Consider the following 23,239-nt stretch of genomic DNA (forward strand, 5'->3'; position numbering starts at 1 on the left):
GTCGCTTCCTTAGAATTGCTTGTCGAAGATGCGGGAGGCGGCGGTTTCGCCGGTCTTGCCGTGCGCGTCGTAGGTGCCGGCTGCCGGACGCAGGTCAGCCAGCGACTCTTGGGTGGAGCGGACGGCGGTGCGCAGGTACTGCTCGTTGGAGTCGCGCAGTTCCTTGATTAGGGCAGTCTGGCGGGTCAACGCGGCCAGGTGCGCGGTGAGGATCTCGGCCCAGGCGCCTTCCGGGGCGGCGGCGGCCAGTTCCGCGAGGGAAGCATCGGTGGGAAGTCCCCACGTTTCGGCGACGACGGCGGCCTCGATGGTCCGCGCCAAGCTCGCCTGCGAGAGGTGCCCCAGGACCTGTTCAACTTCCTTGGTGCCGTGGGGCAGCCAGCGGGACTTGCCCGAGGTGAGCAGCAGCTGCTCTTCCTCTAGCTTGAAAGTGAGAACGTCCAGGAGCTCACGCTCCCGCCACAGCAAGGCTGAAAGTTCGTGGATTGCCATGGTCCGGACGGCTCCCTTGTCGGTGACTAATGCGGTGGTGCCGGGCATGCAGTACATAAGGAGTCGGCTGCAGCCATCAGCAGGGTTCGTAGAAACTATCGGCCGGGGAGTGGGATCCGTTAGCGGGAAGAAGGCTGATTACTTTCGGAAGGGCGGGGGAAAGCCGTTCGAAAAAGAATTTCGCATTTTTGCTTACGTCGTCCTCCGAAAGGGCGATAACTACTCCTGAAGGCCCACGGATGGGCCATCGCTTACAGTCCCACTCACGGAGGAAACATCATGGGCTTTGTTATCAACAACAACCTCGCGGCAAACAACTCTTACCGCAACCTCAACTCCACCCAGAACGACCTTTCCAAGTCCTTGGAGAAGCTGTCCACCGGCCTGCGCATCAACCGCGCCGGCGATGACGCAGCAGGCCTTTCAATCTCCGAAGGCCTTAAGGCGCAGGTCACCGGCTCGGCCCAGGCCGCCCGCAACGCCCAGGACGGCATCTCCGTCATCCAGACAACTGAAGGCGCCCTGACCGAGGTTCACTCCATCCTGCAGCGTATGCGCGACCTTGCTGTCCAGGGTTCCAACGACACTAACAACACGGCAGCCCGTGACGCGATCAAGGCTGAGGGCAACTCACTCGGCCAGGAACTCGACCGCATCACGAAAGCCACCAACTTCAACGGCATCGACCTGCTCAAGGGAGCTACCGGCGCGGGCGTCACCGCGACGTCAACCCCGGGTTCCCTGGAAATCCAGGTCGGCACCGGTGGCACGACCGGTGTGGACACTATCAAGGTCAAGGTGGGCGACGTGGCAACAGCCACCGGCGCCCTGTCCGACGCTGCCGGTACCGGCGCCACCGACTTCGTGGTCGACACGGCGGCTAACGCGCAGACTACGATCGGGAAGATCGACACCGCCATCAAGGCGATCTCGGCACAGCGCGCAGACCTCGGTGCTGCTCAGAACCGTCTGGAGCACACCGTAAAGTCGCTGAACGTTGCCGGTGAGAACCTGCAGGCCGCTCAGTCCCGCATCGCCGACGTCGACATGGCTCAGGAAATGGTCAAGTTCACCAAGGCCAACATCCTGTCCCAGGCCGGCACCGCAATGCTGGCCCAGGCAAACCAGTCCAGCCAGGGTGTTCTTTCACTCCTGCGCTAGGCCGGATCCGGCAGTCCTGAAGTGAGGCTGCCACCCTGATCGGACGATGAGACACCCCCGATTACCACGCTGCGGAAGGGCCGGACGATGGCAACACCATCGTCCGGCCCTTACGTGCAACGTCCCAGCATCACAAACACCCGACGTATCAGCAGGAATTGACAGCTAAGGAGAGGCAGAGATGGGAATCTCACTCGACGGACTGGCCAGCGGGCTCGACACCACCGCCCTCATCGGCTCGATCATGCAGTCCGAAGCCCTTCCGCAGACCCTGCTCAAGAACAAGTCCTACGATCTTCAGTCGATGGTCTCCGCCCTGCAGGGGCTCAATGGCAAAGTCGCAGCCCTGGCTACCCAGGCCACCGCCGCGGCCAAGCCCGGTGCCCTGGACCTCACCAAGGCGACCACGTCCAGCGACAAAGTCGTCGCGACCACGACCGCGGCTGCCAAAGCGGGCTCCATCGATTTCCAGGTCACCAAGCTGGCCCAGACCCAGGTCACCGTAACCCCCAAAGTGAACGCCGTGACCGGCTGGCCGTACACCACGATGACGATCAACAGCGGGGGCAGCGACTATACGATCGCGCCGGCTTCCAATAACCTTGACGATGTCGTCACGGCGGTGAATGCCGCTGGCGCCGGCGTGACCGCCACGAAGGTGGCCGTTGGGGGCGGGGACTTCCGCCTCCAGTTCACCGCCACGAAGTCCGGTGAAGCCGGGGCCTTCACCATCAGCGATCCCGGTACTACCTTCACGAATGTCAAGGCCGCGCAGGACGCCGAAATCACACTCTGGCCGAACACCGCTGTGACCCAGAGCGTGAAGTCCTCGACGAACACTTTCGCCGATCTGCTGCCCGGCGTGTCCGTCACCGCCAAAGAAGTATCTGCCGCACCTGTAACGCTCACGGTGGGCCGTGACGACGCCGGCATCACCAAGCTCGCCTCCGACCTCGTGGACGGTGTGAACGGCATTTTCTCGCTGATCGCAAGCAAGACCGCCGTCAGCACCACCACGAACTCCAGCGGCACTAAGACGTCAGCCGGTGTTTTCGCCGGTGAGAGTCTGGTGCGCTCGGTGAACCAGAACATCCTTTCCGCCGCTTCGCTGCCGGTCGGCGCCCCGCCCCGGTCGCCGTCGGAAATCGGCATCAGCATCACCAAGACCGGAACGATGGAGTTCGACGCCACGAAGTTCGCTGCCGCCCTGGCGAAGGATCCCGAGGGAACAGCAGCCAAGGTACAGGAAATCGCCGGTCGCGTTGCCGCGGCGTCCACAGCAGCCTCTGATAAGTACAACGGCACCTTGACTACCAAGATCACCGGCCAGCAGTCCGAAGTCCGGGACCTGGCTGACCGGATTGGTGACTGGGATACACGGCTTGCCTCCCGCAAAGCCACGCTCCAGCGAACCTACTCGGGTCTCGAGACGGCGTTGAGCGGCATGAAGGCCCAACAATCCTGGCTCACCGCCCAGCTCTCCGGCCTGGCAGGAAGTAAGTCAGCATGACCACCACACCTTTCGGCTCCGGCTACGGCGGCGCCGCCCAGCGGAACCAGTACCTGGCTGACTCCGTCCTCTCGGCTCCGCCGGCACGCCTGCTCACCATGCTCTACGACCGGCTCCTGCTGGACCTGGGCCGTGCGGAGGCCGCGCAGCAGGGCGCGAACTGGCCTGTCGCCTCGGAAAACCTCCTGCACGCGCAGGCCATCCTAGCTGAACTTATGTCGTCCCTGAAGACCGATGCCTGGGACGGCGCCGACGGGCTGCTTGGCCTGTATAACTACTCCTTCACCGCCCTGGTGAACGCGAATATCCAGCGTGATCCGGCGCTGACGCGTGAGGCCATCGAACTTTTGGACCCCTTGCGCGAGGCCTGGCATGAGGCGGCCGCCGCTGTCCCAGGCCCTGCCCCGGTCCCCGCGGCAGCTCCCGCCGCACCTACCTCTGGACCTAACCGCGGATCCACCCCCGCGGGCGCCTGGAGCACCCAGGCCCTAACCGGCGGGGGGAGCCTTGGTTTTGGATAGTCACCCGGAAGTGGAGGGCAGCCGAGGGCGAACCGACATCCCCGACACTGAATCAACCCTGACGGACCCCGAGGAGAGTGCCCTGGCGGCCTGGAACGCGATCCTGGACGTACTGGAGCTGGCGGTGGGTGCAGCCGAGCGCACCCTGAAGGATCCCTTGGGCCCGCTGTCTGCCGCACCCGGGAGCGCGGTTGATCCCCAGCCCGAGAAGCGCTGGCATCCGCATCTTCTCCCCGGAGCGCTACCCGCTGCAGCCCGACGACGTGCCTTAGCGTTGTCGGCCGCGCAGGAACGCGTCGCCCGGCGACTCGAAGATGCCAGGCGGGATGTCGCCCAGCAACTGCAGGCGGTCTCCTCTGTTCCCGGCGTAGTGGCTGCCTCCGGTGCTGTGTACCTGGATGTAAACGGCTGAACTTCCTGTCGGGAGCATAAGACCCCGCAAAGAATATCCGCGAGTATCCACAGTGATTCATCCTGCGGAAACTCTTTTATATTTTCTCCTAACGCGCGGCTGACCAGTGCCGATAACCACTGATAGAGCACGGATCGCTCGTTTAACGGCCACGGATCGGCCTCCCACCACCCAGGCAGGATCCCCGTGCTCGAATCCGTGACCTCCGCAGCCCTGTCCAGCGCCTTGGACGGATTGGCGCTGCGCCAGCGCAGCATCGCGAACAACATCGCGAACGTCAATACGCCCAATTACCAGGCCAAGCGCGTGGCCTTCGAGGACGCCCTCGCGGCCTCGGTGCGTTCCGGCGACGGTCATGCCCAGGCCACCACGGCAGCATCCCTGGAACCCACCCAGCTGAACGGCAACAACGTCAACCTGGACACCGAAACCCTGTCCAACATCGACACGGTGCTTCGCTTCCAGTTCGCCACCCGTGCCCTCGGTTACGAGTTCACCGCCGTCCGCTCCGCCATGAGGACGAACTGATGACTTTCGACGCGATCGGAATCGCCGGTTCCGCCCTCACCGTGCACCGGAAATGGCTCGACGCCGTCTCGGACAACCTGGCCAACATGAACAATGTCTCGCGCACCTCCGGCCCGGCGTTCCAGGCTAAATACGTGGAAGCCGGGGAAGGCGCCGACCTCACCGGGGTGTACGTGAAAAGCACGCAGCTGGGAAACGGCGAGGGCAGGATCGTGTACCAGCCGGACCACCCGCTCGCGGACGCCAACGGGAACGTGAAATATCCGGATATTGATATGGCCGAACAGATGGGCGCGCTGATTATTGCCCAGCGCGGCTACCAGGCGAATGCCCAGGTTGTGGACCGCGCCCGTGAAAGCTACATGGCCGCCCTTGAGATTGGAAGATCCTGATGACCATTTCCCCGATCGCGCCCGTTCAGGGCGTCCTTCCGACAAACTTCGTGGACGGCGCCGGGGCCGCTGCCGGTACCGACGGCTCCGGCTTCGCGGCGTCCCTCACCGGCGCCGTGGACAACCTCCAGCAGCTGCAGTCGACGTCGAACCAGCTGGCCGTCTCAGCCGTGACGGGCAACCTGGATGACATCCACAACGCGACCATCGCCGCCACCCGCGCGCAGGTCACCCTTGAACTCGTCGCCGCGGTGCGAAACAAGGGTGTTGACGCGTTCAACGAGATCATGAGAATGCAAGCCTGATGCCCCCGCAAATATCTGGAATGTTCGCCCGCTTCGGCGCCGGACTCAAGGGATTCACCGCCGGACAGCGCACCATCGCAGTCATCGGAGCGGCCCTCCTCGTCGTCGCCGTTGTGGCCGTTTCCGCGTGGCTGTCCAAACCCGCTCTGACACCGCTGTTCTCCGGGCTCAAGAACACCGATGCCAGCGGCATCGTCGATCAGCTCCGTAAGGACAACGTTCCCTACGAACTCAGCGACGGCGGCGCGACCATCCTGGTCCCGCAGGACAAGGTCTACGACGAACGCCTCAAAGCCGCCGCCGCTGGCCTGCCCACGGCCGCCGCCACCGGGTACTCGCTGCTGGACAAGATGGGCGTTACGTCCTCAGAGTTCCAACAGTCCGTCACCTACAAGCGGGCCCTCGAAGGGGAACTCGCCAGCACCATTTCTGCCATGGACGGCGTAAAGACCGCCGCCGTCCGTCTCGCCATTCCGGAGAAGACGGTTTTTGTCTCCAGCGCCCCGGACACCACCGCCTCGGTTTTCATCGAAACCAAGCCGGGGGTCAGCCTTTCCGGCGACAAGGTCCAGGCGATAGTGCACCTGACCTCTGCGGCCATCGAAAACCTCAAGCCGATCAACGTCGCAGTGGTGGACTCGCAAGGCAATGTCCTCTCCGCTGTCGGCGGCGGCGCCGTCGGCTCATCCTCGAAACAGGCCACCGACTACCAGCAGCGCACCGGCGACGCCGTGCGTGCCGTCCTGGACCGCGTCGTCGGGCCGGGCAATTCCACCGTCGCGGTCGCCGCCGACGTTACCGGGGAGTCGGCGCAGCAGAAGTCCGAGACCTTCTCCAACGCTGAAGGTGCCCTGCCGCTGAGCGAGACTTCCAAGACTGAAAAGTACACCGGCACCGGCGGCGGCGCGGCCGGGGTTCTGGGACCGGACAACATCGCGGTCCCCGGCGGCACCAGCGGCAACGGAAGCTTCGATTCCACCAGCGGTACCAAAAACAACGCAGTCAACAAGGTCACCGAGGACCGTGTTATCCCGCCCGGAGCCGTCAAACGCCAGACGATCTCCGTGGCCGTCAACCAGGCAGCGGCCGGCGGGCTCAATCTCGCCTCACTCACATCCCTGGTCAACTCTGCCGCCGGGATCGATCAGCAACGCGGCGACGTCGTCACCGTTGAGGTGGTGCCGTTCAGCACCGCGGCTGCGGACGACGCTGCCCGGTCCCTGGCCGAGTCCAAGGCCGACGCTGAGGCCACCAAGCAGGCCGAATTCTTCGGCACGCTCATCAGCGCCGGTTCGATCCTCCTCGGACTCCTGGTCCTGGGCCTGATCCTGATGATCGTCCTGCGCCGCCGGCAGAAGCGCGAACCCGTGGACTTGGGCGAGCGGCTTGAGCCGCTGCCGGTCCTGCCGGCGATGCCGGTCGTGTCAGCGTTGCCGGCGGCCCCGGCAACCTCGGCGATCGAGCTCACCGCCCTCCCGCCGCTGCCGCCCTTGCCGGAACAGGTGGAAGCCGAACGGCGTCGGATGGAAATCGACAGCATGGTCTCCGCCAACCCGGAGAAGGCAGCCGACTACCTGCGCGAGCTCCTGGATGACCGGCAACCGGTATGAAAACTACAGTGACCCTTTCGGGCGCCCAGCGCGCGGCCGTTGTGCTGATGCAGATGAACCCGGCCAACGCGGCCCTGGTCATGGCAAAGCTGACGGATTCGGAAGCCGAGGAGATTGCGGCGGAAATCGTCCGGCTGCGCAAGGTGGATCCCGATGTCACCGAGCAGATCATGAAGGACTTCCACTCTTCGGCGCTGAGCGGGCCGCGTTCGGCCCGGGGCGGCCGCGAGTTGGCAGAGGGACTGCTGGAAGCGTCCTTTGGGTCCGAGAAAGCCGCCGGGCTGATCAACCGGCTGAGCGTCAACATGGCGGGGAAGTCCTTTGAGTTCCTCGAAGACATTGAACCGGTCCAGATCCTGGCCCTGATCGACGGTGAACTGCCGCAAACGATCGCCCTGGTCCTGGCGCACCTGAGCCCCAAAAAGGCCTCGGCGGTGATGTCCGGGTTGCCTGGTTCGCTCCGCGCCGACGTCGCCCTCAGCATCGCAACGATGGGTTCCGGCGCACCGGAGGCAATCGGGATCGTCGCCGAGACGCTCAAACTGCGCGGCGGTGCCGCTGTCTCCCAGCAGGCCTCCAAGGTCACGGGCGGCATCCAGCCGCTGCTGGAGATCATCAACCGTACCGACGCCGGCACCGAACGTTCCGTACTCGATGGCCTGGACCTGTTGAACCCGGACCTAGCCACCGAAATCCGGGCACAAATGGTGACCTTCGAGGACATCGTCAAACTGGACCGCAAGGACGTCCAGCAGGTATTGCGCGGCATCGACTCGTCGTTGCTGGCCATCGCCATGAAGGGCGCCCCGGAAGTGGTGCTGGAAACCATTACTACCAACGTTTCCGGCCGCAACCTGGAGATCCTCGAGTCCGAAATCGCGGCCCTGGGGCCGCTGCGGGCCTCGCAGATCGAAGAAGCCCGTGCCGCCGTCGTCCGCTCCATCCGGGAACTAGAGGCCGACGGTTCCATCACGATTCAGCGTGGGGACGAGGAAGACTTTGTCTACTGACACCAGTCCCGCGCGGATTGTCTACCCGTCGCTGCGGACCACCGGTCCCGCCAACGAGCAGGCCGGATTCACCGAGGGCCACGCCGCGGGCTACGCTGCCGGGGTCCGCGCCGCAGCAAAGGAACAGCGGCGCTGGCGGGACCGAATGGCGGCGGAGCAGGCTGCTGCCCTGGCGGCGGGCCAGCAGGACCTGGACCGGGCAGTGCGCGCGTTGGCCGTGGCCAGGACGGACTTCGCACACCGCAATGTCCAGGCCCTCCAGGATGCCAATGAAGTGCTCGCCCGAACGGCCCTGGAACTGGCCGAGGCCATCCTGGGCTACGAACTCGCCGAAGGCACCCGGACGGCCCGGGCCGCCATCGAACGCGCCCTTTCCGCCAGCGACCCCGGCACCTTGGTTGCGGTGCGGCTCAACCCGGCCGACATTGACGCCCTGGACAAGGAAGGCCTGGACCTGCCCGCCGGGCTTCCGCTGCTCCGGGACGCAAGCCTGAACCGCGGCGACGCGAAAGTTGACTACGAGCATGGCTGGCTTGACGCGAGCCTCGGCACCGCCCTGGCCAGGGTCCGTACTGCCCTGCTCAGCGACGGCGACTGGGGCGACCGGACCATGGACGGACAGCCATGATGACCCAATGGCGCCCAAAAGGGGACTCTTTCACCGCCGCACTACGGGCCGCCGCTCCCCAACGGGTGGGCGTAGTGACGTCCGTGGTGGGCCTGAGCCTGGAAGTTTCCGGCCTCGACGGTGCACTGGGTGAGCTCGTGACCGTTGGGGAAAATCCCGGTCTGGACGCCGAAGTAGTCGCCGCGATGGGCAGCACCCTCCGCTGCATGCCGCTGGGCCGGCTTGCCGGAGTCGCCGCCGGTGATCCGGTCCGGGCCAAAGCGGGCACCACCATGCTGGTCCCCACCGGGCGGGGGCTGTTTGGCCGCGTCATCGATGGCCTCGGACGGCCCATCGATGGCAAGGGCCCGCTCAAGAGCGGGCCGCGCGTGCCCATCGACAACGAGGCGCCGCTGGCCATGAAACGGGCCCGCATCGACACGCCGCTGCAGACCGGTGTCCGTGTCCTGGACACCATGACCACCCTCGGCAAGGGCCAGCGGATGGGGCTCTTCGCCGGTTCCGGCGTCGGGAAATCCTCCCTGCTCTCGATGATCGCCCGGGGGACCGACGCCGAAATCTCGGTCATCGCCCTGGTCGGCGAACGCGGCCGCGAAGTCCGCGAGTTTCTCGAGGACGACCTTGGCGCCGAGGGACTGGCACGCTCCATCGTTGTGGTTGCCACCTCGGACGAGCCGGCGCTGATGCGCATGCGCGCCGCTTTCACCGCTACCCGGATCGCGGAGTCCTTCCGGGACGAGGGCCAAAACGTGGTCCTGATGATGGATTCGTTGACCCGCGTCGCCATGGCCCAGCGCGAGATCGGCCTGTCAGCCGGCGAACCCCCAGCCACCCGCGGTTATCCGCCGTCGACTTTTTCCGTCCTTGCCCGGCTGCTGGAACGGGCCGGCACCGCCGAAACCGGCTCAATCACCGGCATCTACACCGTCCTGGTTGACGGCGACGACCACAACGAACCGATCGCCGACGCCGCCCGCTCCATCCTGGACGGGCACGTTGTCCTCGACCGGAAACTGGCCGTCACGGGCCACTTTCCCTCCGTGGACGTCCTCGGATCCATCTCGCGTGTCGCCTCGAAGGTCAACACCCGGGATCACCTCGCCGCTGCCGCGGGGCTTCGCCGTGTCCTCGCGGCCCGGAAAGCCGCCCAGGACCTGATCGATGTCGGGGCCTACCAGGCCGGCACCAACCCACTCGTTGATGCGGCACTGAACCACGAGCAGGACGTGAACGCCTTCCTGCAGCAATCAATGGAAGATTCCACCGGACACCCCGAGTCGTGGCAACGGCTCGCCTACCTCACCTCGACTCTGGGAGCAGCGGCATGAACCGTCAATTTTTGCTGGCTGGGCTCTTGCGGCTCCGCCAGATCCAGCAGGATCAAGCCGCCACCGGCCTGGCCCGGGCCAGGTCCCGTTCCAGTTCCGTGCGCGCCCGGGAAGCTGCGGCCCGCCGTGACTTGTCGATCGACGACGCGGACGTTGTCAGCTCCGCCTCACTGCGGGCCGTCGCGGCCGCCCGGTCCTCCTCGCACAGTATGCTGGCAGAGCTGCGGGGCCTGACCACGATCGCCCAGGCAGACGAGTCCGCGGCCCGGGAGGCGTTTACCGCTGCCAGGGTCCGCTCCGTTGGCTTGGAGAAGCTCCAGGCCCGGCATCAAGCCGAAGTACTGAGCGCAGACCTGCAGGCCGAACAGTCAGCGCTGGATGAGATTGCGTCCACTGTCTTTCACCGGGACGACACCCAGGTGACCACATGAGCATGACCGAGGCGATCGGCCGGATGCAGAGCATCCAGTCCATGATCTCCGAACTCACCACCCGGCCGGTGGACTCGGCGAAGTCCACGGCGATCTCGGCCGCCGCCACGGGCTCGCCTGTCAACGGAGGAGGGGACGGTTCCTTTACCCAAGCCCTCGCCTCGGCGCTGGGCACCAGCGGAACCGGAACAGCGTCCCTGCAGGAGAGCCTCAATTCCCTGACAGGTATCAGCGGGACAACACTCAAGGGTGTCTCCGCGCCGGTTGCCACCGGAGGGGCAGCGACCGGAAACGACGTGGTTGCCGCAGCGAAAAAGTACATCGGCGTGCCGTACGTCTGGGGCGGAACCAACCCGGCCACCGGGATGGACTGCTCCGGCTTCACCCAGCGCGTCTTCAAAGACCTCGGCGTCGAGATTCCGCGGGTGGTCAGCGACCAGATGCGCCAAGGCACGCCCGTAGCGTCCCTTGCCGAGGCCAAGCCCGGCGACCTGCTGGTGAGCTTCGGCGGCAACCACATCTCCATCTACCTCGGCAATGGCAAGGCAATCGACGCCCCCGTGCCCGGGCAAACCATCCAGATCCGCGATGCCTGGGAGCAGCAGTCCAACCTCACGTCCATCCGCCGGATTGTCCCGGCGGGGGGCACATCATGACCGCATCGATGGGTCTGGGCTCTGCTGCGGGGATCAGCCGGGCCACCCAGCAAGGCGCCGGGGGCCGGGCCGGTACAACAACGTCCGGCGGCGGAGCTTTCGGTGTGCTGTTGGACAGCGCCGTTTCCTCAAACGCCCAGCCCTCAAACGTCCAGCCCTCAAACGCCCAGCCCTCAAACGCCCAGCCCGAACGTCCGACGTCCGAGACCACCGTGTCCGCGGATTCGAACTCCGCCGGCTCGCCGGGCGTCGGGGCACCGCAGGCTGTGCCCGCGCGCGCGACCGCGACCGTGGCCGTGTCCACATCCGCGTCCGTGACCGCATCCGCGTCCGTGACCGCACAGCTGTTCGGCGGGCAGCCGGACGACACCAAGGTCAACGACGCCACCTCCCACGACGCGTCGCCATCGAAGGATGACGCCGCAGGGCATGTTCTGCCGGTCCCGGCCTGGTTCGGAACTGCGTTGGCTGCCCCTGCGGCGCAGTCGACAGCCGCCGCCGCGGGGCAGGCCATACCGGGGCGGATGACCCCGGAACAGGCGGCCACGGAACCGCAGCTCCGGGCCGGCGGTGCCGTGCCGGTGTCGGCTCCTGCCACCGCGGTACCTGCTGCTGCTGCGGGCGCGCCGGCCGTGGCGGCAGACGCCAATGCCGTGGCCACCGGAGCTCCGGCCGCCGTCGTCCTGCCGGCAGCCACCGTTGCACCATCCAGCCCGGCCCAAGACGCAGCTCCGGCAGCAGGACTTACTGGGGCCGCCTCGACGCCCGCAACCGCCAGCCTCCAGCCGCACCCTCCGGCGGCCAGCACAACACCCGGACTTTCTTCCGCTGCCGGAGGAACGACCTTCGCCGGTCTTGTTCCCAATGCCGGCGCGAGCGGCGGCGACGTACGTCCGGATCGGAAGTCCGCGCTGGCGGCCACGGTATCGGTGGAATCGGCGTCCACCGCCGGAGCCGCCGCCCTGACCGGGGGCCCGGCTACTCCTACTGCCGCCACGTCGACGTCCGCACCGCAGGCTCCCGCCGCGGCTTCCCCGCAGCAGGGGCCCGCACTCCAACCCCAGTTGAGCAGGCCTCTCTTCACCCTTGCCACGGCGGCCGCCGGTGAACATGTGATGACCCTCAAAGTGAACCCCGAAGACCTGGGCCCGCTGACCATCAGAGCCCACATCGACGCCGGCGGCGTCCGGATTGAGATGTTCTCTCCCGGTGAAGCCGGCCGGGAAGCTCTCCGCGGCGTCCTTCCCGAGCTCCGGAAGGAGCTCGCCGACGCCGGATTCGGGGCATCGCTGAACCTCTCGGATCGCAGCGGACCGGGGGACGGGGGCCGGAACGGCCGCCCGGGGCACCAGAACGACGCCGCAGCGCAGCGCTCAGCCCCGCGCCGCAACGAAGGATTTCACGAGCCCGCGCCGCGCATCCCCGGTCGGCTGGGTTCCCCCCAAACCAACATCGACATTCTTGTCTGACACGAAGGAACGCCACAGATGACGATTCAGCCGATCGCTACACCGTCCATCCCGATCAAGCCGACAACCGGTGCGGCGGGGGACCAGACTCCCGCTGTCCGCGCCCCGGTGCAGACCATGGACTCCAACGTTTTTATGACGCTCCTCGTGACCCAGCTGAAGAACCAGAACCCGAGTGCCCCGATGGACACCAACGCGATGATGGCCCAAACCATTCAGCTGTCCATGATGGAAAAAATGACCGAGCTGACAGCAAGCAGCAAGGATGGGCTTTCGCTGCAGATGCGCTCGGCGGCAGCCCAGCTGATCGGCCATTCCGTCGGCTATACGCTGCCGGACGGCACCGCGGGCAGCGGCATTGCTACTGCCGTTTCGTTCGCCGGCGACAAACCGGCGGTGACCATCGGCGAACTATCCATCCCCCTCGATTCCATCACCGGAATCGTCGCTCCGTCCGCTCCCTGACCCTAGATTTTGACCAGTTTTCCCACCTTGTAGAAAGGCAGTCGCCATGCTCCGCTCGCTCTACTCCGGAATTTCCGGCCTTCGCGCCCACCAGACCATGCTGGATGTTACCGGCGCCAACATCGCCAACGTCAACACAGCCGGGTACAAGTCCGGAACCACGCAGTTCCAGGACACCCTGTCCCAGCTGACCCAGGGCGCCACGGCTCCGCAGGGCGGCACCGGCGGAAGCAACCCTGCCCAGATCGGCCTGGGCGTCCGCGTTGCCGGGGTTACCAACAACTTCAGCCAGGGGTCCTCGCAGGCCACCGGCAAGGCCACGGACATGATGATCTCCGGAGACGGCTTTTTCGTCACCAGCAAGGGCGGCCAGCAGCTGTTCACCCGTGCCGGTGCTTTTAACCTCGATGCTGCCGGCCAGCTGGTCAGCCCCGACGGCGGCATCCTGCAGGGGTGGAAGGCCGACGCCAACGGCGCGGTCAACACGACCGGCGCCGTCGGCACCATCACGCTGAACCCGAACAACATGGTCGCCACGGCAACCAACGCGGTTTCACTTGACGGGAACCTGCCCGGCGACGCGACCGTTCCCACGTCGCTGAACCGCGTGGTCAAGGTTTACGACGGCGCCGGTGCTGCGCGTGACCTCAATCTGACCTTCGACAAGACCGCCACCGGCTGGAATGTTACAGGTAACGACGGCAGCGGACCCGTCACTGTGGGCCTCGCACAGGGAGCCAACGGCACACTGACGGCCAGCGGCGCGTTGACCGTCGGCGGCATTACTGTCGCGTTGAATAAACTCTCGGGCTACGCAAAAGTCGAAACCCTCACGGTCGCCGGCCAGAACGGCTCTGCTGCCGGCTCGCTTGAGTCTTACACGCTGGGCAGTGACGGATCCCTGATCGGCTCCTTCAGCAACGGCACCAAACAGGTGATGGCCAAGATCGCCCTGGCCAAGTTCACCAACCCGGCCGGTCTGGAAAAGGCAGGATCTTCGTCCTACACGGCCACCGGCAACTCCGGCGGGGTGCAGTTCGGCAGTGCCGGTGCACCAGGGCTCGGCACACTCTCCGGCGGGACCCTGGAAATGTCCAACGTGGACCTTTCCCAGGAGTTCACCAACCTCATCGTGGCCCAGCGCGGGTTCCAGGCCAACGCCCGCATCATCACCACCTCCGACGAGGTCCTGCAGGAACTGACCCAGCTCAAGCGCTAATCACCCGGAAAACGTGACTAGCTCCTAAATATCGGAGCGACAGCCCTGGCTACGGAGATCTTCGGAGCCAGGGCTGTCTTTTTTTGAGATCCGCGGCTTCGGCTTAGACATTAGCCTGCAACCAGATATGCCTCACGTTTCGACCGAGTATCACGTCTCTTCTGAGAGCCCGCCCTGAAGTGGAGGTACATTCCGATGCGACCGCCTGGCACCAACTGCCTGCGGTGGCGCACGTGGCGTAGGTCCGATCGGGGGACGTTATGGCATCCATAGGCAGAAGCCGGCTACGCCCTCATCCGCGGGATCGGGGCGGGAGCGCCACCGGTCCCTTTTCCTGCTTGGAGTGCCCCGTCGGCGGCAAAGTTGGTGTCAAGAGTGTTCCGTGAAGCACTGCCGGCACGCGGCCCCGGGTTTTCGGCGACGGTTACAGCGTCGCGCAGATCGCTCCAGAAGCGTTCCGCCGCGGCCGGCCGGCTGGCGGTGAGGATGCCCTGGCTCACGAGCGAGTCGGCCCATTGCTGGACCAGCTGATGGTGGAAAACGAACTCCGCCAGGGCCCGGGACTGCGGCAGGGGCAGTTTTGTCCGCTGCTCACCGTCAGGTTGCTCCGGGTCAGGGAGCTGCCCGATGGCGGCCAGCAGGCTTTCGAGGGTCCGCCGGGCCGTTTCCGGGCCCCGGGTTTGTTCCGGCAGCAGGCCCAGGTCCTTGGCTGAGGCGATCTGGAGGCGCAGCTGGACCGTGTAAGCGGCCCAGCACCTGGCATCGCTGGGGCTAATCTCAAGGGCGCCGCGGGTATCCTGGCGCTGGGTCGCGTCGTAAATGACGAAGCGGCTCCGGCCGGAGTGTTTCGCTGCGTACATTGCCGTGTCGGCTTCCGCCAGCAGTTGTTCCGGGCCATCCATTCCTGATCCGGCAGTGATGCCGACGCTTGCGCTCATCCGCAGCTCAGTCCCGGCGACCTGAACCGGGGCGGCGACGGCATCCATCACGCGCAGCGCCGTCGCCGGGCCCTGGTCCAAGCCGGAGCCCGGCAGCAGCAGGGTGAATTCGTCTCCGCCGGTCCGTGCCGCGGTGTCCCCGGTCCGGAGGCAGAACTGGAGCCGCCGGGCGATTTCCACCAGCAGCGCGTCCCCGGCTCCATGTCCATACGAATCGTTGATTGGCTTGAAGCCGTCAATGTCCACCGCCAGGACCAGCATGGGCACCCCGGTGATCCGGCTCGCGGCCATCGCCTCTCTGAGGCGTGCAGCCAGGAGCGATCGGTTGGCCAGCCCGGTCAGCGGATCGTGCAGTGCCTGGCTCTCCAATGCCCCCAGCTTCTCGAGTTCCGCGGTTCGTGTCCCGGCGAGGACGAATGCCGGAATGAGGCACAGGACGCCTTCAAGCAGGAACGCTGCACCCAGGAGCGCGGAATTTGCCGGCGGCAACGATCCGGACGCACCCGCAAAAGCCAGTTGCAGGAAGGCCGGGCTCCCGGCGACCACGACTGTGGCCACGGCCATGGCCAGCCAGTCCTCGAACAAAGCAATCACGGGTACTGCGAGGAAAAACAGAAAGTAGGCCTCCACGGACCCGGACAACCGGACGGTTATGGCCGCCGCCAGCACCAGGGCCGCACCGGACAGGCAACCCAGGGCGCGGCGCCACAGTGCAGGGTGTCGCGACCGTGCCCCGCGGGGAAGACGATCGCCTGCTGAGACAAGCCACTGCGGTACCACTGCGTATGCTCCCCATTGTTCGGCAGATCCACGCCTACCCAGCCAGCGGATCGTTGACAACACTCACTGTAACGAACATCACTCACTGTAACTAACGCGGTGTCCGCCGCCAGGCCGCATATTACCAAGCCTACGCAGCTAACCAATCAGTCCGGTTGGCCGACAGTAGATCGTAGACCACCATCCCCTATACAGAGCAGAATCGGCCCATGATCGTCGTAACTCGACTCAACGGAACGCGCTTCGCGGTCAATCCCGACCTCATCGAACGGATCCACGAGAGCCCGGACACCCACCTTGTCACCCTCGACGGAGCTACGTACGTTGTGCTCGAAAGCCTCGCCGAAGTGGTTGAACTGATCGCCGAGTACCGCGCTTATGTACTGAGCAAGGCCCGGGACTTTCCGGCCGTGACCGGCTACCACCTCAGCCTGGTTCCGTCCGAGGACGCCGCAGACGTTGGTCGTACCGACCGGCCGGGGGAGTAGGCCATGGATCCGGCAACAATTATCGGGCTGCTGATGGCGTTTGGCGCCATCTACGCCATGGTGGCCCTTGAAGGCGCAAGTATTACCAGCCTTTTGCTGCCTGCACCGATGATCCTGGTTTTTGGTGCGACGCTCGCCGTCGGGCTTGCAGGATCAACCCTTAAGGACGTGGTGCACGCCTTCAAAGCGCTGCCGAACGCGTTTAAGGGCAAGACCGTCCCGCCGCAGGTCAGCATCGACGAGATCATTGTCTTCGCTGAGAGGGCCCGCGCAGAAGGCCTGCTGTCGTTGGAAAGCGACGCTGCCGCCACCAAGGATCCGTTCCTGAAGATTGCGCTGCAGAACATCGCCGACGGAACCGATGGTGAGGACCTCCGGGAAATGCTCGACGACGGCATCAGCTCCAAGATGAAGTCCGACAACACGGCCTCGAAGTTCTTCAAGATGCTGGGAGGCTACGCACCCACCATCGGCATTATCGGCACAGTCGTTTCGCTGACCCACGTCCTGGAAAACCTGTCGAAACCGGACGAGCTCGGACACATGATCGCCGCAGCCTTCGTCGCTACGCTCTGGGGGGTCCTTTCCGCCAACTTCATTTGGCTTCCTATCGGGGACCGGATGGCAAAGATCTCCGAACTTGAGGTCGACCGAATGACCCTCATCATGGAAGGCGTTCTGGCCCTGCAGGCAGGCATCCAGCCAATCCTGCTGCGGGAGAAGCTCAACGCAATGGTTCCCGACTACAAACTCAAGGCCGGCGCCGGGAAGGCACCAAAGTCCGGGCCCAAAAAAGCATCCAAGGGCGGAGAACCGCTGGAGGACGCGGCATGAGCCCCCGGCGACGGTCCAAAAGGGCCGCCCCCGAAGAGCACCACGTTGACGAACGCTGGCTCGTGTCCTACGCGGATATGGTCACCGTCCTGATGTGCCTGTTCATCGTCCTGTACGCGATGTCCACCGTCGACGCTAACAAATTCGAGAAACTCCGTAATTCCCTCGCCACCGGCTTTGGCGCCGTCGCGTCCGAAACCGTCGACACGGCCACCGGAACCGTGGTCCCGGCGGACCAGGCCAATAAGGACCTTGAAGCGTTCGCTGCCGTACAGGCGCAGGCGCAGGCGCAGGCGCAGCCGGCGGCAGGCCAGGCGGCGAATGCGCAGCCCAATGTCGACCCGGCAGCCTTGGAACAGGCCATGAAGGAAGTCAATCGGCTCCAGGCCCTGGAGGACAAAATGAAAGCGGGGCTGGCGGCGGAAAACCTTAGCGAAAACGTGGAGTTCCAAATCGATCCACGCGGATTGACCGTCAAACTCGTTGGATCCCAAACATTCTTCGAACCCGACAGGCCGGAACTGACCGGGCGGGCCACCCGGGTCCTTAATGTTGTTGCTCCGGTCCTTGCGCCGGCCGGAATGGAGGTCATGGTGGAGGGACACGCAGCTAACGGCGTGACGTCCTTCCCCTCCACCTGGGAACTGTCTTCCACCCGGGCGGTGAACGTCCTGCGCTTTATGGTGGAGCGCGGCGGCGTCCCCCAGTCCGCCATCGGGGCGGTTGCTTTCGGCTCCGCACGGCAGGTCAACGACGACTCCACACCTGAGTTGATGGAGCTGAACCGCAGGGTTGACATTGTGGTCCTGTCCGACCAGCCCGACGTCGTCCGGTCCCTGATACCGGAAGCGATGAATATGCTGCAGAAATAGCTGCGGATTGGCTTACCCGCGGGGGTGCCTTGCCGATAGTGCGAGACGTGAGTGTTATCGATGAACGGGAAGTAGTGCGCGAGCGCACCTTAAGCGTCTACGACTTCCGTCGTCCGGCGACGCTGGCCCGTGAGCACAGCCGGGTGCTGGAGCTGGCCTTCGAGACATTTGCCCGCCAGTGGGGAACGCAGCTTACCGCCAAGGTCAGGGTCAAGTCGGTGGTGCGGCTGGAAGACGTTTCCATGCTGAGCTACGACGAATACGCAGCGTCGATTCCGGCGGTCACGGCCATGGTCCTGTGCGCCGTCGAGGGCAACGATTCCAAACTTGTGGTGCAGTTCCCCAGCCCCTCGGCCCTTGGCTGGGTCAACCGGATGCTCGGCGCCTCCGCAGACTCGCCAATGCCGGACCGTAAGTTCACCCAGATCGAGCAGGCCTTGGTCCAGGGGCTGATGAACGAAGCGCTCGAGGATCTGAGTTACTCCCTGGGCCCGCTGCTCAACGAAGCGGTCCGCGTCGATACCATCCAATACAACTCCCAATTTGCCCAGGCCGCCGCGCCAAGTGAACTGATGATCGTGGCTTCGTTCACGATGATTGTTGGGGACATCAGCGCGCCGGCAACCCTGGCCATCCCGGCCGACGTTCTGCTGGGCCGGCTGAAAAAGGTCAACCCCACCGACAGCCGGGAGGACGCGCCGGTGAGGATTGGCGCCCAGCTGGAGCAGGTGCCGGTGGAATTGTCGGTGCGGCTCTCGACGTCGTTTATCACCCCCAGCCGGGTCCTGGGTCTTGCCGTCGGCGATGTCCTGCCGCTGCCGCACCTGGAGAACCGGCCGTTCGACGTCACACTCGACGGGACGAGGCTGGCCACCGCCGCGCCGGCCCGTAACGGCTCCCGCGCCGCCGCTGTTATTGTCACAATCGAGGAGAACCCCTGATGAGCATCACCCTGACCAAGCACGAGTCGTCGGCGGAGCGGCTTGTCGAAGAGCTCCCGAGCCCGGTGGCACTGAAGGTCGTCGCCCTGGTGCCGGCCCGGGCCGCGGCGCCCTATGCCCGGCAGGCCGTGACGGCGACATTCGTCGGCTCGGTGACCGCTGACCTTGCCCTGCTGCTGATCGACCGGACGTTCCTGGACGAGGCCGCCGGTGGTATGGCCGGCCCCCAGCCCGGCGTCGTAGCAGTCACCGATGTGCTGCGCCCTGCCATGGAGGCTGCGAGTTCGGTCTTTGGCGCCGGTGTGCTTTCCGATTTGCGTGAATCCGACGCCGCCGGCCTCCTGACCGATCCGGACACCGCCGTTTTCGAACTGTCCGACGGCAACCACGCCGCCGCCTGGTTCGCGGTCCGGCTGCGCGAGAACACCAACGGTTTCGGCCGCGGCGCAGAAGGCACCGGCGGCGGCGCCGTTGCGGGCCGGCTGGGCCGGATCAACAACATCGAAATGGCGCTCACGGTGGAGATTGGCCGGACCCGGATGTCCGTCCGGGACGTGCTCTCGCTGGAACCGGGAAAAGTCATTGAACTGGACCGCTCCGCCGGCGCGCCCGCGGATGTGCTGCTCAACGGCCGCCTGATTGCGCACGGAGAGGTTGTGGTCCTCGACCAGGACTATGCGGTCCGCATCACCCGCATCCTTGACGTCGCCGAGGGGCTCAGCTGAATGGACTCGCTGATCCTCGGGCTGCGGGTAGTCGTGGCCCTGGGCGCGGTGCTTGGCCTTATGTGGTTGCTGCAGCGCCGGCTCGGCAAAGGCAACGGACGACGCCGGGCTGACAGTGCCCTGACGGTTGTCAGCCGGCAGAGCCTGGGACAGAAGGCCTCAGTGGTAGTCGTCGACGCCGCCGGCCGGCGATTTATGCTCGGTGTTACCGAGCATGCCGTGAACGTCCTGCACAGCGGCGACATCCCGGCCGAAGCCGAAGAGGAGTCCGTGCCTGCAGCCAACGCCGGATTCGGCGAATTCGCCCGGCTGCTCGCCGCCGCCAGCCCCCGCGCCGCCGTCGCGCGGAAGGACGACGAGAGCGCCGGTGACGGGCTTTCCGCCGAGGGTTCCGGCGACGGAACCCCCGGCGCCCCGATGCCCAGGCGCAGCTCCATCCACCGGAATTCCCACTCCCGCGGTCCGGCAGGCCAGCCGCCGCTGCACGGCTCGATCCTGGCCGGCTCCACGTGGAAGCAGGCCGCCGCAGCTCTCAGGGGCGGACGCCGCCGTTGAACACCGATCCATTAGTCCGGGCCGGCCGGAGCTCTGCCGGCAGGGCACTGGTGCTGGGACTGGCAGCGGTGCTGCTTGCCGTCCTGCTGCTGTGGTTGAACGCCTCCGCCGGCCACGCCGCACCCATAGTCCCCGCGCCCCCGGTGCCACCCACAGACCCCTCGGCACCCGGTGACGGCATCAATATCCAGATCAACGGCGTCGACGGTAAGCCCTCAACGGCCGTCCTGACCCTGATCGGGATCACGCTGCTCTCGGTGGCTCCGGCGTTGCTGCTGATGATGACGTCCTTCACCAAAATTTTTGTGGTCTTGGCCATGACGCGAAACGCGCTCTCCCTGCCGTCCATCCCGCCGAACCAGGTGCTCGCCGGGCTGGCACTGTTCCTGTCGATCTTCGTGATGTTTCCCGTCATCACCGAGATGAACAACCTCGGGGTCCAGCCTTACCTGAACGGGACCCTGGACTTTAACGCCGCCGTCGACGTCGGCAAGGGCCCGCTGCAGCAATTTATGCTCGCACACACCCGGCAGGAGGACATCGCCCTTATGACCAGGGCGGCCGGAATGGAAAATCCGGACAGCCCCGCCGCGGTGCCGCTGCAGACCCTGATACCGGCCTTTATGGTCTCTGAACTGCGTGCCGCCTTTATTATTGGTTTTGTCATTTTTATCCCTTTCCTGGTTATCGACCTCGTCGTCTCCGCGGCGCTGATGTCCATGGGCATGATGATGCTTCCGCCGGTTATGATCTCCCTGCCCTTCAAGATCCTGCTGTTTGTCCTGGTGGACGGCTGGGGCCTGATTATCACTGCCCTGATCCAGAGTTATGCGGGCACCGGATGAACGCCAACGCCGTCCTCGATATTTGCCTTCAAGCCATGCTTGTGGGTGCCAAGCTCTCCGCGCCGGTGCTGGTCACGGCCCTGGTGGTCGGGCTGGCCGTTTCCCTCGTGCAGTCGATCACCCAACTGCAGGAGGCGACCCTCTCGTTCGTGCCTAAAGCCGCCGCCGTCGCCATCGCCTTGGTGGTCTGCGGTCACTGGATGATCTCGGAAATGGTGTCCTTCACCAACGATCTTTTCGCCAGGATCCCCGGACTTTTGGGCGGAATGTGACGTGGGCATCCCGATCGACCCGCGGTGGCTGGAGGCGTTCCTGCTGGCCAGCGTCCGTATGACGGCCTTCCTGATTGTGGCTCCGCCGTTCGCCTACCGTGCCTTCCCGGCCCGGGTAAAGGCCACGCTGGGCCTGGGGCTCGGACTCGCGGTCTCCCAGCGAGTCTCCAGCGGCTACGCTGCGCGTGACACTGCCGGCTTTGTGACAGGTGTGGTGTTCGAACTCGCCACCGGTCTTGTCCTGGGATTCATCGTGATGGTGATTTTCGCCGCGATCCAGTCGGCCGGCAGCCTGATCGACCTCGCGGGCGGTTTCCAGCTGGCCCAGGGCTTTGATCCGCAAATGAACGTCAACGGCGCGCAGTTCACCAGGCTGCTCCAGATGGCTGCCCTTGCGCTCCTCTTCGCCTCCGACGGCTATCAGTTGATCATCACCGGGCTCACCGGAAGCTTCACGGCGCTGCCGCTGGCCGGCGGCATTAACATGGCCCAGCCCGTCCAAGCCATGACATCGGCGGTAACCGGCCTGTTCCTCGCAGCGGTCCAGATTGCCGGACCCCTGATGGTCGTTTTGTTCCTGGCCGACGTCGGACTCGGTCTCCTGACCCGGGTGGCACCGGCGCTGAACGCCTTCGCGCTCGGCTTTCCGCTCAAGATTTTGCTCACGCTGCTTCTGGCCGGCTTTATGTTCGTGGCCTTGCCGCGGATCGTGTCGAGCCTCGCCGGGCAGGCCGCCAAGGCCGTCCTGGGGGTGGGCTAGTGTCGGATTCCGGTGAAAAGACAGAGCAAGCCACCGATAAACGGATGAAGGAGGTCCGCTCCAAAGGGCAGTTGTCCCGCTCGCAGGACCTCACGGCCTGGGTTGGTGTGGGTGCTGCGGCAATCATGATTCCCTCCACCGTGGAGCGCGCCGCCAACGCCGTTGCGGACCAGCTCTTCAGTGTCCGCGGTATCGTGGCCGCGCCTGATCCCGGCACGGCGCTGCTCACCCTCGAGCACGGTCTGGGCGCCATCGCGGGCATTATCACTCCCATGCTGGTGGTTGTTTTTGTGGTGGTCCTGGCCGGCGCCGCACTGCAGGGCGGTGTGCACTTCAAGAAGTTCAAACTCGATTTCGAGCATTTCAAACCCCTTCCCGGACTCAAACGGATGTTCGGAACGCAGGCGCTTTGGGGTGGCCTGAAGGCACTGCTCAAAGCGAGCGTGGTCGGTGTGGTGCTGTACGGCGTTGTGCAGGGCCTGGTCCCGGTCCTGCTGACCGCCGGAGGCCTTCCGGTATCCGGTGTGGTCACCGCGGCGACCGGCGGCGTCGCCTCGCTCATCCAGTTCGCAGTGGCTGCCGGCATTGCGCTGGCGGCAGCGGACTTCTTCGTTGTGATGCGTCGCAACCGGAAAAAGACCCGGATGACGAAGAAGGAAATCAAGGACGAAAACAAGAACAGCGAAGGCGACCCGCTGATCCGATCGCAGCGGCGGGCCCGCCAAATGCAGATGAGCCGTAACCGGATGATCTCCGCAATCGGCGACGCCGACGTTGTGCTTGTTAACCCCACGCACGTGGCGGTGGTGCTCAAGTATGAACCCGGTAAATCCGCCCCGCGGGTGGTGGCCAAAGGGTCTGGCCACGTCGCTGCCAGGATCAGGGCCGAGGCCGAGGCCAAAAACGTCCCGATGGTCCAGGACATTCCGCTGGCACGGGCACTGCACGGTGCCTGCGAACTCGGCCAGGAGATCCCAGCGGACTTCTATCGGGCCGTGGCCGGGGTGCTCGCCTTCGTGATGGCGCTCAAAGCGCGCGGTTCCGCTGCCGGAATGCACTACATGGCCGGAGCTTCGGTATGAGGACCCAACC

Annotated in this window: 28 protein-coding genes; 26 read left to right on the forward strand and 2 right to left on the reverse strand. The window is 65.3% G+C overall.

Annotation, left to right across the window (positions count from 1 at the left end):
• Window positions 1-9 precede the first annotated feature (9 nt).
• Window positions 10-540 (reverse strand): flagellar protein FlgN, encoded by a 531-nt coding sequence (locus tag QI450_RS01400; protein WP_309485716.1) that lies wholly within the window; start codon window positions 538-540, stop codon window positions 10-12.
• A gap of 231 nt (window positions 541-771) precedes the next feature.
• Between QI450_RS01400 and QI450_RS01405 the strand changes: the two genes are divergently transcribed.
• The 16 genes from QI450_RS01405 to QI450_RS01480 all read left to right on the forward strand — a co-directional run bounded on the left by QI450_RS01405 (window position 772) and on the right by QI450_RS01480 (window position 14,137).
• On the forward strand, window positions 772-1,653 hold the full coding sequence (locus tag QI450_RS01405; RefSeq protein ID WP_226776328.1) for a flagellin: 882 nt from the start codon (window positions 772-774) through the stop codon (window positions 1,651-1,653).
• A gap of 181 nt (window positions 1,654-1,834) precedes the next feature.
• Complete coding sequence (fliD, locus tag QI450_RS01410) at window positions 1,835-3,163, forward strand: flagellar filament capping protein FliD (protein WP_282360659.1); 1,329 nt, start codon at window positions 1,835-1,837, stop codon at window positions 3,161-3,163.
• Window positions 3,160-3,684, forward strand: a complete 525-nt coding sequence (fliS, locus tag QI450_RS01415) for a flagellar export chaperone FliS (RefSeq protein WP_309485718.1) — start codon at window positions 3,160-3,162, stop codon at window positions 3,682-3,684. Before fliD ends, fliS begins: the two co-directional genes overlap by 4 nt.
• Window positions 3,685-3,694: 10 nt before the next feature.
• Window positions 3,695-4,096, forward strand: a complete 402-nt coding sequence (locus QI450_RS01420; RefSeq protein ID WP_226776330.1) for a hypothetical protein — start codon at window positions 3,695-3,697, stop codon at window positions 4,094-4,096.
• Window positions 4,097-4,282: 186 nt separating this feature from the next.
• Complete coding sequence (locus QI450_RS01425; RefSeq protein WP_226776331.1) at window positions 4,283-4,624, forward strand: flagellar basal body protein; 342 nt, start codon at window positions 4,283-4,285, stop codon at window positions 4,622-4,624.
• Complete coding sequence (locus QI450_RS01430) at window positions 4,624-5,016, forward strand: flagellar basal body rod C-terminal domain-containing protein (RefSeq protein WP_226776332.1); 393 nt, start codon at window positions 4,624-4,626, stop codon at window positions 5,014-5,016. Before QI450_RS01425 ends, QI450_RS01430 begins: the two co-directional genes overlap by 1 nt.
• Complete coding sequence (fliE, locus tag QI450_RS01435; protein ID WP_226776333.1) at window positions 5,016-5,321, forward strand: flagellar hook-basal body complex protein FliE; 306 nt, start codon at window positions 5,016-5,018, stop codon at window positions 5,319-5,321. The genes QI450_RS01430 and fliE overlap by 1 nt, the downstream gene beginning before the upstream one ends.
• On the forward strand, window positions 5,321-6,931 hold the full coding sequence (fliF, locus tag QI450_RS01440) for a flagellar basal-body MS-ring/collar protein FliF (RefSeq protein ID WP_282360660.1): 1,611 nt from the start codon (window positions 5,321-5,323) through the stop codon (window positions 6,929-6,931). Before fliE ends, fliF begins: the two co-directional genes overlap by 1 nt.
• The gene (gene fliG / locus QI450_RS01445; RefSeq protein ID WP_226776335.1) at window positions 6,928-7,941 is read left to right on the forward strand and encodes a flagellar motor switch protein FliG; all 1,014 of its coding nucleotides are present in this window, start codon (window positions 6,928-6,930) and stop codon (window positions 7,939-7,941) included. Before fliF ends, fliG begins: the two co-directional genes overlap by 4 nt.
• A complete protein-coding gene (locus QI450_RS01450; protein WP_226776336.1) occupies window positions 7,931-8,569 on the forward strand; it encodes a FliH/SctL family protein in 639 nt (212 codons plus the stop codon). Before fliG ends, QI450_RS01450 begins: the two co-directional genes overlap by 11 nt.
• Window positions 8,566-9,897, forward strand: a complete 1,332-nt coding sequence (locus QI450_RS01455) for a FliI/YscN family ATPase (protein ID WP_226776337.1) — start codon at window positions 8,566-8,568, stop codon at window positions 9,895-9,897. Before QI450_RS01450 ends, QI450_RS01455 begins: the two co-directional genes overlap by 4 nt.
• A complete protein-coding gene (locus tag QI450_RS01460) occupies window positions 9,894-10,328 on the forward strand; it encodes a flagellar FliJ family protein (RefSeq protein WP_226776338.1) in 435 nt (144 codons plus the stop codon). Before QI450_RS01455 ends, QI450_RS01460 begins: the two co-directional genes overlap by 4 nt.
• Complete coding sequence (locus tag QI450_RS01465; protein ID WP_226776339.1) at window positions 10,325-10,984, forward strand: C40 family peptidase; 660 nt, start codon at window positions 10,325-10,327, stop codon at window positions 10,982-10,984. The genes QI450_RS01460 and QI450_RS01465 overlap by 4 nt, the downstream gene beginning before the upstream one ends.
• Entirely contained in the window at window positions 10,981-12,453 is a 1,473-nt protein-coding gene (locus tag QI450_RS01470; protein WP_226776340.1) for a flagellar hook-length control protein FliK, read from the forward strand. Before QI450_RS01465 ends, QI450_RS01470 begins: the two co-directional genes overlap by 4 nt.
• Before the next feature lie 18 nt (window positions 12,454-12,471).
• Entirely contained in the window at window positions 12,472-12,918 is a 447-nt protein-coding gene (locus tag QI450_RS01475; protein ID WP_226776341.1) for a flagellar hook capping FlgD N-terminal domain-containing protein, read from the forward strand.
• Window positions 12,919-12,964: 46 nt separating this feature from the next.
• Window positions 12,965-14,137 (forward strand): flagellar hook protein FlgE, encoded by a 1,173-nt coding sequence (locus QI450_RS01480; protein WP_226776342.1) that lies wholly within the window; start codon window positions 12,965-12,967, stop codon window positions 14,135-14,137.
• Window positions 14,138-14,421: 284 nt separating this feature from the next.
• Here QI450_RS01480 and QI450_RS01485 read toward each other — a convergent pair whose 3' ends face one another.
• Window positions 14,422-15,855, reverse strand: coding sequence for a GGDEF domain-containing protein (locus QI450_RS01485; protein ID WP_282468081.1), 1,434 nt, complete (start codon window positions 15,853-15,855; stop codon window positions 14,422-14,424).
• A gap of 209 nt (window positions 15,856-16,064) precedes the next feature.
• Here QI450_RS01485 and QI450_RS01490 point away from each other — a divergent pair, with 209 nt between their 5' ends.
• Genes QI450_RS01490 through QI450_RS01535 form a run of 10 tightly spaced genes read left to right on the forward strand, consistent with a single transcriptional unit; the run spans window position 16,065 to window position 23,229 of the window.
• Window positions 16,065-16,343, forward strand: coding sequence for a flagellar FlbD family protein (locus QI450_RS01490; RefSeq protein WP_226776344.1), 279 nt, complete (start codon window positions 16,065-16,067; stop codon window positions 16,341-16,343).
• 3 nt (window positions 16,344-16,346) lie between these two features.
• Window positions 16,347-17,177: a MotA/TolQ/ExbB proton channel family protein gene (locus QI450_RS01495; protein ID WP_226776345.1), complete on the forward strand. Its 831-nt coding sequence runs from the start codon at window positions 16,347-16,349 to the stop codon at window positions 17,175-17,177.
• Window positions 17,174-18,049 carry a flagellar motor protein MotB gene (locus QI450_RS01500; protein WP_226776346.1) on the forward strand — a complete coding sequence of 292 codons (876 nt, stop codon included), beginning with the start codon at window positions 17,174-17,176 and terminating at the stop codon, window positions 18,047-18,049. Before QI450_RS01495 ends, QI450_RS01500 begins: the two co-directional genes overlap by 4 nt.
• A 47-nt stretch (window positions 18,050-18,096) precedes the next feature.
• Window positions 18,097-18,990, forward strand: a complete 894-nt coding sequence (locus tag QI450_RS01505; RefSeq protein WP_226776347.1) for a flagellar motor switch protein FliM — start codon at window positions 18,097-18,099, stop codon at window positions 18,988-18,990.
• Window positions 18,990-19,715, forward strand: coding sequence for a flagellar motor switch protein FliN (gene fliN / locus QI450_RS01510; protein WP_226776348.1), 726 nt, complete (start codon window positions 18,990-18,992; stop codon window positions 19,713-19,715). The genes QI450_RS01505 and fliN overlap by 1 nt, the downstream gene beginning before the upstream one ends.
• On the forward strand, window positions 19,716-20,270 hold the full coding sequence (gene fliO / locus QI450_RS01515; protein ID WP_226776349.1) for a flagellar biosynthetic protein FliO: 555 nt from the start codon (window positions 19,716-19,718) through the stop codon (window positions 20,268-20,270).
• Window positions 20,267-21,115 carry a flagellar type III secretion system pore protein FliP gene (fliP, locus tag QI450_RS01520; RefSeq protein WP_226776350.1) on the forward strand — a complete coding sequence of 283 codons (849 nt, stop codon included), beginning with the start codon at window positions 20,267-20,269 and terminating at the stop codon, window positions 21,113-21,115. Before fliO ends, fliP begins: the two co-directional genes overlap by 4 nt.
• Entirely contained in the window at window positions 21,112-21,387 is a 276-nt protein-coding gene (gene fliQ, locus QI450_RS01525) for a flagellar biosynthesis protein FliQ (protein WP_226776351.1), read from the forward strand. Before fliP ends, fliQ begins: the two co-directional genes overlap by 4 nt.
• Window position 21,388: 1 nt before the next feature.
• Entirely contained in the window at window positions 21,389-22,147 is a 759-nt protein-coding gene (locus QI450_RS01530) for a flagellar biosynthetic protein FliR (protein ID WP_226776352.1), read from the forward strand.
• A complete protein-coding gene (locus QI450_RS01535) occupies window positions 22,147-23,229 on the forward strand; it encodes an EscU/YscU/HrcU family type III secretion system export apparatus switch protein (RefSeq protein ID WP_226776353.1) in 1,083 nt (360 codons plus the stop codon). Before QI450_RS01530 ends, QI450_RS01535 begins: the two co-directional genes overlap by 1 nt.
• The last annotated feature ends 10 nt before the right edge of the window (window positions 23,230-23,239 follow it).

The sequence above is a fragment of the Arthrobacter sp. EM1 genome (assembly GCF_029964055.1).
Lineage (GTDB): Bacteria > Actinomycetota > Actinomycetes > Actinomycetales > Micrococcaceae > Arthrobacter.

Excerpts from the sequence above, each read along its gene's own strand:
- QI450_RS01400 (WP_309485716.1), bottom strand. The coding sequence starts at position 540 with ATGCCCGGCACCACCGCATTAGTCACCGACAAGGGAGCCGTCCGGACC.
- QI450_RS01405 (WP_226776328.1), top strand. The coding sequence starts at position 772 with ATGGGCTTTGTTATCAACAACAACCTCGCGGCAAACAACTCTTACCGC.
- fliD (WP_282360659.1), top strand. The coding sequence starts at position 1,835 with ATGGGAATCTCACTCGACGGACTGGCCAGCGGGCTCGACACCACCGCC.
- fliS (WP_309485718.1), top strand. The coding sequence starts at position 3,160 with ATGACCACCACACCTTTCGGCTCCGGCTACGGCGGCGCCGCCCAGCGG.
- QI450_RS01430 (WP_226776332.1), top strand. The coding sequence starts at position 4,624 with ATGACTTTCGACGCGATCGGAATCGCCGGTTCCGCCCTCACCGTGCAC.
- fliE (WP_226776333.1), top strand. The coding sequence starts at position 5,016 with ATGACCATTTCCCCGATCGCGCCCGTTCAGGGCGTCCTTCCGACAAAC.
- fliF (WP_282360660.1), top strand. The coding sequence starts at position 5,321 with ATGCCCCCGCAAATATCTGGAATGTTCGCCCGCTTCGGCGCCGGACTC.
- fliG (WP_226776335.1), top strand. The coding sequence starts at position 6,928 with ATGAAAACTACAGTGACCCTTTCGGGCGCCCAGCGCGCGGCCGTTGTG.
- QI450_RS01455 (WP_226776337.1), top strand. The coding sequence starts at position 8,566 with ATGATGACCCAATGGCGCCCAAAAGGGGACTCTTTCACCGCCGCACTA.
- QI450_RS01460 (WP_226776338.1), top strand. The coding sequence starts at position 9,894 with ATGAACCGTCAATTTTTGCTGGCTGGGCTCTTGCGGCTCCGCCAGATC.
- QI450_RS01465 (WP_226776339.1), top strand. The coding sequence starts at position 10,325 with ATGAGCATGACCGAGGCGATCGGCCGGATGCAGAGCATCCAGTCCATG.
- QI450_RS01470 (WP_226776340.1), top strand. The coding sequence starts at position 10,981 with ATGACCGCATCGATGGGTCTGGGCTCTGCTGCGGGGATCAGCCGGGCC.
- QI450_RS01475 (WP_226776341.1), top strand. The coding sequence starts at position 12,472 with ATGACGATTCAGCCGATCGCTACACCGTCCATCCCGATCAAGCCGACA.
- QI450_RS01480 (WP_226776342.1), top strand. The coding sequence starts at position 12,965 with ATGCTCCGCTCGCTCTACTCCGGAATTTCCGGCCTTCGCGCCCACCAG.
- QI450_RS01490 (WP_226776344.1), top strand. The coding sequence starts at position 16,065 with ATGATCGTCGTAACTCGACTCAACGGAACGCGCTTCGCGGTCAATCCC.
- QI450_RS01495 (WP_226776345.1), top strand. The coding sequence starts at position 16,347 with ATGGATCCGGCAACAATTATCGGGCTGCTGATGGCGTTTGGCGCCATC.
- QI450_RS01500 (WP_226776346.1), top strand. The coding sequence starts at position 17,174 with ATGAGCCCCCGGCGACGGTCCAAAAGGGCCGCCCCCGAAGAGCACCAC.
- fliN (WP_226776348.1), top strand. The coding sequence starts at position 18,990 with ATGAGCATCACCCTGACCAAGCACGAGTCGTCGGCGGAGCGGCTTGTC.
- fliO (WP_226776349.1), top strand. The coding sequence starts at position 19,716 with ATGGACTCGCTGATCCTCGGGCTGCGGGTAGTCGTGGCCCTGGGCGCG.
- fliQ (WP_226776351.1), top strand. The coding sequence starts at position 21,112 with ATGAACGCCAACGCCGTCCTCGATATTTGCCTTCAAGCCATGCTTGTG.